This window comes from Xanthomonas sp. SHU 308 (assembly GCF_000364645.1).
GTDB classification, from domain to species: domain Bacteria; phylum Pseudomonadota; class Gammaproteobacteria; order Xanthomonadales; family Xanthomonadaceae; genus Xanthomonas_A; species Xanthomonas_A sontii.
The window spans coordinates 1-7,820 of the sequence record NZ_AQOK01000113.1 but is presented as its reverse complement, the minus strand read 5'-3'; the positions used below and the strand labels follow the sequence as shown (position 1 = coordinate 7,820).

Below are 7,820 nucleotides of genomic sequence, written 5' to 3'. Positions count from 1 at the left end.
TGGGCTCGGCAGCGGACCGGGCTCGGCCGCGGCGCGGGTGGAGAGCGCCGCACGCGCCAAGGGCCTGCGCATCCTCGGCCCGCACTGCCTGGGCGTGATCGCGCCGCATGCGCGGCTCAACGCCAGCATCGCCGCGCACTGCCCGCAGCCGGGCGACCTGGCGCTGATCTCCGAATCCAGCGCCATCGCCGCGGCGCTGGTGGAGTGGGGCGTGGCGCGTGCGGTCGGCTTCTCGGCGGTGGTCTCGCTGGGCGACGCGCTGGACGTGGACTTCGCCGACCTGCTCGACTACTTCGCCACCGACTACCGCACCCGCGCGATCCTGCTCTACGTCGAACACATCCGCGACGCGCGCAAGTTCATGTCCGCCGCGCGCGCCGCCGCGCGCGCCAAGCCGGTGGTGGTGGTGAAGTCGGGCCGGCAACTGCGCATCGATCCCAACGCCGACACCCACGTGCAGGCGCTGGCCAGTTCCGATGCGGTGTACGGCGCCGCGTTCGCCCGCGCCGGCCTGCTGCGGGTGCGCGCGCTGGACGAACTGTTCGCCGCGGCGGAGACGCTGGGCCGGCTCAGCACCTTCCCCGGCCGGCGCTTGGCCATCCTCAGCAACGGCGGTGGCGTCGGCCGCCTGGCGGTGGATACGCTGGCCGATCTCGGCGGCACCCTGGCGGCGCTCTCGGCGCCCACCCAGCAGCAACTGGACGCGGCGCTGCCGCAGGAATGGTCGCATCGCAATCCGGTGGACATCGTGGTGGACGCCGACGGCGAACGCTACGCCGCCGCCGCCGGTGCGCTGCTGGAGGATCCGGAGAACGATGCGGTGCTGGTGGTCAACGTGCCGACCGCGTTCACTTCCTCGGCCGAGGCGGCGCAGGCGCTGACCCGCATCCTCGGCCAGCGCCCGCGCCATCACCGTGACAAGCCGGTGTTCGCGGTGTGGCTGGGCAACGACGAGAGCGCCACCGCCACGCTCAACGCCGCGCGCATCCCCACCTACGCCACCGAGGCGGACGCGGTGCGCGGCTTCATGCACCTGGTGCGCTACCGCGAGGCGCAGGCGGCACTGATGGAAACGCCGCCGAGCCTGCCCGACGATTTCGCCTTCGACGCCGCCGCCGCGCGCGGCATCGTCGACGCGGCGCTGGCCGCCGGGCAGACCTGGCTGGACCCGCTGGCGACCACGCGATTGCTGGCCGCCTACGGCATCCCCACCGCGCCGGTGGCGCACGCCGCCGATGCCGAGGCCGCGGCGCAGGTGGCCGCGCCGATGCTGGCGCAAGGCTCGGCGGTGGCGGTGAAGATCCATTCGGCCGACATCCCGCACAAGTCCGACGTGGACGGCGTGCGCCTCAACCTGGTCAGCGTGGAGGCGGTGCGCGACGCCGCCGAGGGCATCCTCGCCCGCGCACGCGCCGCGCGACCGCACGCGCGCATCGACGGCGTGCTGGTGCAGCCCTCGCTGCTGCGGCCGAAGGCGCGCGAACTGATCGCCGGCATCGCCGACGATCCCACCTTCGGCCCGGTGATCGTGTTCGGCCGCGGCGGCACCGCGGTGGAGGTGATCGACGACAAGGCGCTGGCGCTGCCGCCGCTGGACCTGCGCCTGGCCCACGAACTGATCGGCCGCACCCGCGTCAGCCGCATCCTCAAGGCCTACCGCGACGTGCCGGCGGCCGACGAGCGTGCGGTGGCGATGGTGCTGGTCAAGCTGGCGCAACTGGCGGCCGACCTGCCCGAGATCCGCGAACTGGACATCAATCCGTTGCTGGCCGACCGCGACGGGGTGATCGCGGTCGACGCGCGGGTGGCGGTGGCGCCGTCGCGGCGCCTGCACAAGGGCCGCGGCCATCCGCGCTTCGCGATCTTTCCGTATCCCAAGGAGTGGGAGCGGCGCATCGTGCTCAACGACGGCAGCGCCGCGTTCGTGCGTCCGGTGCGGCCGGAGGACGACGCGCTGTTCCGCAGCTTCTTCGCCCGCGTCACCGACGAAGACCTGCGCCTGCGCTTCTTCCAGGCGGTCAAGCATTTCAGTCACGAATTCATCGCGCGCCTGACCCAGCTCGACTACGCGCGTTCGATCGCGCTGGTGGCGATCGAGCCGCGCAGCGGCGACATGCTCGGCGCGGTGCGCCTGCATGCTGACGCCGATTACGACCGTGGCGAATACGGCATCCTGATCCGCTCCGACCTCAAGGGCCACGGCATCGGCTGGCAGTTGATGCAGATCATGATCGAGTACGCCGGCTGGCTCGGTCTCAAGGTGGTCGAAGGCCAGGTGTTGCGCGAGAACCGCACCATGCTGGCGATGTGCCGGCAGCTCGGCTTCAAGGCCACGCCGGATCCGGACGACGCCACGCTGATGGACGTGGTGTTGCCGGTGGCGCAGCACTGAGGACGGCGCCGCGATGTCGACGTTCTCGCCCAGCGCATTGAAGCCGCGCCATGCGATCCTGTCCGGCCTCCCGGGCGCCGCCTCGCTGGAGATCCTGCTGTGCCCGTTCCTGCACGCCGGCGAGATCGTGGACACCGCGATCCGCCTGGACGGCATAGCGCTGCCGTCGCTCAGGCTCGGCGAGCTCGCCGGCCAGCGCGTCGACTTTCCACGCAACCCGCAGGACGGCTATATCGACGGCGCACTTTACCTGTTCGGCGCGCACCATCCGGTCGACGTCGACACGCTGACCTTCCATCTTTCGCGCGACGGGCAACTGACGCTCGTGGCCAAGGGCGCGTATGCGTTCGATGTCGAAGGCCTGGACGACCTGGGCACGGTCCCCTTTACCCTGGCCGCGCGGCTCAGCACGTGCGCGCTGTGAGCGCGGCTGCACGCCGCGGCGCAGTGGCCTTTTGGCATCGCCGCACGTTGCATGAGGCGCTTCACCACCGCACACGTCGACCCGCCTGCGACACTCGACCTCAGGAGTTCTTCATGTCGTTCAAGCCAGAGCGCTACACCTCGGTCTCGCCGTATCTCATTGTCGATGGCGCGCAGCGGACCATCGCGTTCCTGGTCGCAGTGTTCGACGCCGAACCCTTGCGGCAGATCCCCGGCGAGGGTGGCCTGCTCGCCCACGGCGAGGTGCGCATCGACGACACCGTGGTGATGTTCTGCGATGCGGTCGAGGGCTGGCCGGCGGTGCCGGCGCATGTGCATGTCTACGTGCGCGATGTGGATGCGACCTACCAGCGTGCGCTGGCTGCTGGTGCCACGGCGGTGCAGGCGCCGGTGCAGAAGGACGATCCGGACCGGCGTGGCGGCTTCCGCGACGCCGGTGGCACGACCTGGTGGGTCGGCCAGCAGATCGGTTGAGCGAGCGTAGGCGGCAGCACGTGTGACGCCACGCATCGCTGCGTCGTCGTCGCGCTGCGCTCTACCCGGGCCGTGCCCGCCGGCGCCGACGAGCGGCGCCGGCAGGCAAGGCGTATCGCGACTACTCCAGCTCCTGGTTGCTCACCCCACGCTCGACCGGGTACACGGTCGGCGGCGGCGTGGTGGAGCGCATCAGCTTCAGCGAGGTCTTGCTCTGCTCGCACAGGTTGCCGCCGCTGACGAACACGCCGTCCTGGGTGCACTTCCAGTCGTAGAAGTTGGCGATGCCGCCGGCCAGCTGCAGGCTGTAGTCGGTGCTCTTGGCCGCCGCGTCGAACGGTTGCCCGGCGGGGATGTTCTGGAACCAGCGCATCCATTCCTTGGAACCGACCGGCGGCACCTTGTCCGGCGCCTGGAAGGTGGGGTTCATCGGCGAGAGTTGTGGCGATTCGGCGGTCATGTGGCAGCTCATGCAGGAGCTGATCGGATTGTCCACCGGGCCGTTCAGGCGGCCGTTCCAGCCCAGGTGGGTCGGTGGCAGTTCCGGCCTGGCGTTGATCGCCGACTGCAGGATGCGCGGATTGATCCGGGTCTGGGTCGGCTGCTTGTTGGTGTAGTCGTCGCCGGTGTTCTGTGGATCGCTGCCGAACATCACGCCCACCGGCACCAGGTTCTGCCAGCCGGGCTTGCCGCTGACCGCGCCGTTGTACTGGAAGGTGCCGAAGATCCAGCCGGTGCCGGGCACGCGGCTGTCGCGCACGGCGAAATCCATCTGGATCAGCGCCACCTGCTTGAACGCGCGGTCGGCGGACTTGAAGCTGTTGGTGACCCAGGCGTTCCACAGCACCGGGTTCTGCAGGAACGGCACCTGGCTCAGGTCCACGTCTGCGAACAGCGCCTTGCACACCACGGTGCCGTCGCGGAAGGTGTTGGGCTTGGTGGTGAAGCTCGGATCCGGGTTCTGCGGATCCTTCCACACCTGGCCGAAGGTGTAGGCGCCGACATCGTTGTAGATGCCGACCGCGAAGGTCTGGCCGGTGGTGAGCTGGGTCGGCGCCAGTTGCTTGACCTGGATCTGCGCTTCCTTGGTCAGCCCATGCACGCCTTCGCGTCCGAGCGGGCCTTAGTGCTGCCAGGGCGCGTGATACCAGCGCCGCACCTTGTTGTTCTGCACGTACCAGTCGCTTTCGACGTTGCCTTCCAGGCAGTAGGCCTTCACGGCATCGGCGTAGCCGCGCCAGGCTTCGAAGTTGTTGCTCAGCGGCTTGGGCAGCTTCTGGAAGAACGCCGGCAACGGGCCGCTGGGCGGTTGCTGCGGATAGTCCTGGCTGAGCTGGAACAGCGGCCCCTTGTACGTAGAGGGCGGCGCGTAGCCGAAATCCGGAAAGCGCCCGGCGGAGGCGGCGCCGCTGGCAAGGGTCAGCACGGTGGCGATGGCGAGAATGCGCGGATGGGGCAGTTGCATGATGGACCTCCGGTCGTGTGCGTCGGTGCGAGCGGGCGATGCCGCGTCCTGTGTCCGGACATCCCCTGGCCCCGGACCGGCCGCACGCCCGTGCTGCTGCGCGGCCGCGGTGAAAGGAGTCCCGTCGCCCCAGGGCCGCGCGCAGGCACGGGCGTACGCATCCGCTTGCGCGCAGACGAAGCGAGAGACGCGATGGGAAGTGCAGCATCCACCGCCACCGTGGAGACGCGGCGGCGCTGTTGTAGATGCGTGAAACGGCCTAGCGGACCGAAGACATGTCCATGTCGCTCTCCTGACCCCGTGTGGAAGGCAACTGCGTTGAAGACGGTTGTCGCGTCGAGCGTGGGGGAAACGCGCGGGCCCGGCAGGGCAGCATCGGGGGACGAATGCTGCGGGGGCGGCGCCCTGCGGCGGCCGCGATGCCGGGTTGCGCGTCGATCGCCAACCGCGCGTGGGAGCGGGCGTCGGCGTTGCTCGACGCTTCGGACTCTAGCGAGCGCCGCGCCGCCGGTGGTAGACAGTTGCGACCGCCGGCGTCGCCGCGGCGCGTGGCTGACCGGCCGTCGCGCGACCGCGCCTGCAGCAGGTGGCCGGTCGGCACGCAGGCCACAGCCATGGCATGCTGCACGCGGGGCCGCGCCTGGCGGTAGCAGGTGCGGTGGGGACGGTGGACGCACCGGGCACGGCGGCGTCCACCGCGGCGATGCACTTTCTTGCGGTGACGCCATGCGCACGCACGGGACCTTGATTCAGTGGAGCGAGGAGCGCGGCTGCGGCCGGGTGCGCCTTGCCCATCGTGAGACCGAAGCCGAGGTGCAACGCGCGGCGTTTCCTGCCGACGGCGTTCCCCCGCGGGTGGGCGAACTGATCTCCTTCGACCTGGAGCACGACGCGCAGGGACGGCCGCGGGCCTTGCGGGTGATGCGTCCCGGTCGAGCGCCTGCATCGCCCGCGCGTGCGGCACCGCGTCCGCGTCGCGGTCTCTGGCTCGGCGTGCTGGTGCTGCTGGCGGTGCTCGCGATCGCGGCCTATGCGGCGCTGCGCTTCGTGGCGGTACCGCAGGCAAGCCCTGCGGCACCCTCGGCGCCGGTGTCGTCAGCGCCCACCGCGCCCACGACGGCGCCTGCCTTCCACTGCGACGGCCGCACGCACTGCGCGCAGATGACCTCGTGCGACGAAGCGGTGTACTTCCTGCAGCACTGCCCGGGTGTGGAGATGGACGGCAACCACGACGGCGTGCCGTGCGAACGGCAGTGGTGCCATTAGGGGGCATGGTCGGCTTTCGTAAGCCGCTATCCTTTCCAATGAGGCTCAGACTGGGTGCCAATCCAACGTGCGATATCTTGCAGCGATCGATATTCCCGCGGCGTTTCGTCGTGGAAAGTCAGTGGAGCAGTTCCTTGGCCGCAGTGACCAGGGCAAGCAGTGCATTCGTCACCTCGAGCTGCGCCCCTGCAAAGGAGTGATACAGATCTGGGTGCACGACGTCGAGGATATCGGCAGCGAGCTCTATCTGGATCTGTACGACTTCCCGTGCCTCGAACCAGACGGGCCGGAAGCGCCGGTAGCCACATTCGCCGATCCGCAAGGCGCGCTTGCCTATGCACATGCAGCACTGGCGGCCGATACCGGCCGCTGGGTGAATGCAGGCGTCGTACAGTCCGAATACCTCGATTACATCCGGGCAGGCCGGCCGGCCAAATGGCCGCATGCCAGTTGACGTTTTCATCGAACACCGGTGTGGCCTGGCGGGTCGACTTCGATGTCTTTCTCCGCACGCGGCTGCATGCGCCAAGTTAGCTAGTGACTTATGCGGTCGATGCCACACCTCGGGGGTGCGTAGGCGCGATTTCAGCCATCTTCGTCGCGGGTGAACGGCGCCAGCCGCAGTTTCACCCGGTGTTCCACGCCGGCCGGGCACTGCCCCGGCACCGGTCCGCGGAAATAACTGCGCTGCCAGCCTTCGCGGCTGGCGTCGGAATCGGGCTGTTTCAGATCGTGCAGGAACTGGCCACGGCTGCGCATCCACGCTTGGTGTTCGCGCTCCAGCTCCGGCGTCTGCGACAACGGCTGCCAGCGCGGCTCGGTCTCGGCCAGCACCCGTCGCTGCACCGGGAAGAAGTGGCAGAACGGCTCGCCGGCCTCGAACCGGACCCGGCCGGGCCGGGTGAACTGCCAGTTCATGGTGAAGGTGTACGGACTCCAGTCGGTCTCGATCAGCCCGGTGAGCCCGGCGATGCCGTCCTTGGGCCGATTCACCGGCGCAGTGACGTACAGGTCCACGCCGGCCTCGGTGCGGAACAGGCACGGCACGTGGAAGGTGAGCACGCCATAGCCGAAGTGGCTGACCGCCGGCGCGTGCGTCCCAGGTGCCGGTTGCACGCGCAGGTCGTCGAGCGCGTTGCCGCCGTTCCACTCGGCCTCGAACGCGCTCTGGCACAGCAGTTCCCAGCCATGCGCGTTGGCGATGTCCAGCGGCAGGCAGCGGTAGGCGTAGCGCTCGGCGGTCTGGTCCATCCACGGCCGCTCGCGCGGCGCCGGGCGCACGTCGAGGGTGTGGCCGTCGAGAACGTGGGCGGTGAGTTTCATGGCGTGGGCAGGACGATGGACCAGCGCCGAGTGTGACGCCAAGCCGCGGCCTTGGCGACCGCGGCTTGGCGGGCGGCGGCGCTCAGGCCGCTTCGAAATCCAGCAGCGCCACGCCGTCGCCGACCAGCTCGCCCTCGCGCACGCGAAAGCCCTGCACGGTGCCATCGGCCGGTGCCTGCAGGGTGTGCTCCATCTTCATCGCCTCCAGCACCAGCAGCGGCGTGCCGCGGCGCACCTGGGTGCCGGGCGCGACCAGCAGGGCGACGATGCGCCCCGGCATCGGCGCGGTCAGGCCACCGCCTTCCACCGCCGGCTGGTCGGCCTCGGCCACCGGGTCGTGGCGTTCGAACAAATAGCCGTGGCCGTCGACGAACAGGTGCAGCTGCGTGCCGGCGAACACCGCATCGGCCTGCACCCGCTGTGTGCCGAGAAACGCGGACAGGCGCCCGTCGCGCA

General features: G+C 69.8%; 9 protein-coding genes. 5 read left to right on the top strand and 4 right to left on the bottom strand.

What is annotated here, in order from left to right:
* The 3 genes from D588_RS0105175 to D588_RS0105165 form a co-directional block, all read left to right on the top strand.
* Positions 1–2,392 (top strand): bifunctional acetate--CoA ligase family protein/GNAT family N-acetyltransferase (locus D588_RS0105175; RefSeq protein WP_017915217.1); only part of this gene is annotated, 2,392 nt, incomplete at its 5' end.
* Between the two features lie 37 nt (positions 2,393–2,429).
* Positions 2,430–2,816 carry a hypothetical protein gene (locus tag D588_RS0105170; RefSeq protein WP_017915216.1) on the top strand — a complete coding sequence of 129 codons (387 nt, stop codon included), beginning with the start codon at positions 2,430–2,432 and terminating at the stop codon, positions 2,814–2,816.
* Positions 2,817–2,929: 113 nt separating this feature from the next.
* Positions 2,930–3,310 carry a VOC family protein gene (locus tag D588_RS0105165; protein ID WP_017915215.1) on the top strand — a complete coding sequence of 127 codons (381 nt, stop codon included), beginning with the start codon at positions 2,930–2,932 and terminating at the stop codon, positions 3,308–3,310.
* 121 nt (positions 3,311–3,431) lie between these two features.
* On the opposite strand, the gene D588_RS24045 is transcribed toward D588_RS0105165, so the two are convergent.
* Both D588_RS24045 and D588_RS28400 read right to left on the bottom strand, forming a co-directional pair.
* On the bottom strand, positions 3,432–4,412 hold the full coding sequence (locus D588_RS24045; protein WP_017915214.1) for a hypothetical protein: 981 nt from the start codon (positions 4,410–4,412) through the stop codon (positions 3,432–3,434).
* Between the two features lie 21 nt (positions 4,413–4,433).
* Entirely contained in the window at positions 4,434–4,775 is a 342-nt protein-coding gene (locus D588_RS28400; RefSeq protein WP_017915213.1) for a hypothetical protein, read from the bottom strand.
* 726 nt (positions 4,776–5,501) lie between these two features.
* Between D588_RS28400 and D588_RS0105155 the strand changes: the two genes are divergently transcribed.
* Positions 5,502–6,041 (top strand): excalibur calcium-binding domain-containing protein, encoded by a 540-nt coding sequence (locus tag D588_RS0105155; protein ID WP_017915212.1) that lies wholly within the window; start codon positions 5,502–5,504, stop codon positions 6,039–6,041.
* Between the two features lie 121 nt (positions 6,042–6,162).
* Positions 6,163–6,495 carry a hypothetical protein gene (locus D588_RS26390; RefSeq protein ID WP_232764227.1) on the top strand — a complete coding sequence of 111 codons (333 nt, stop codon included), beginning with the start codon at positions 6,163–6,165 and terminating at the stop codon, positions 6,493–6,495.
* Positions 6,496–6,626: 131 nt separating this feature from the next.
* On the opposite strand, the gene D588_RS0105145 is transcribed toward D588_RS26390, so the two are convergent.
* A complete protein-coding gene (locus D588_RS0105145; protein ID WP_017915210.1) occupies positions 6,627–7,364 on the bottom strand; it encodes a DUF6065 family protein in 738 nt (245 codons plus the stop codon).
* Between the two features lie 82 nt (positions 7,365–7,446).
* Positions 7,447–7,820, bottom strand: a 374-nt coding sequence (locus D588_RS24040) for a biotin/lipoyl-containing protein (protein ID WP_043083506.1), incomplete at its 5' end; no start/stop codon positions are given.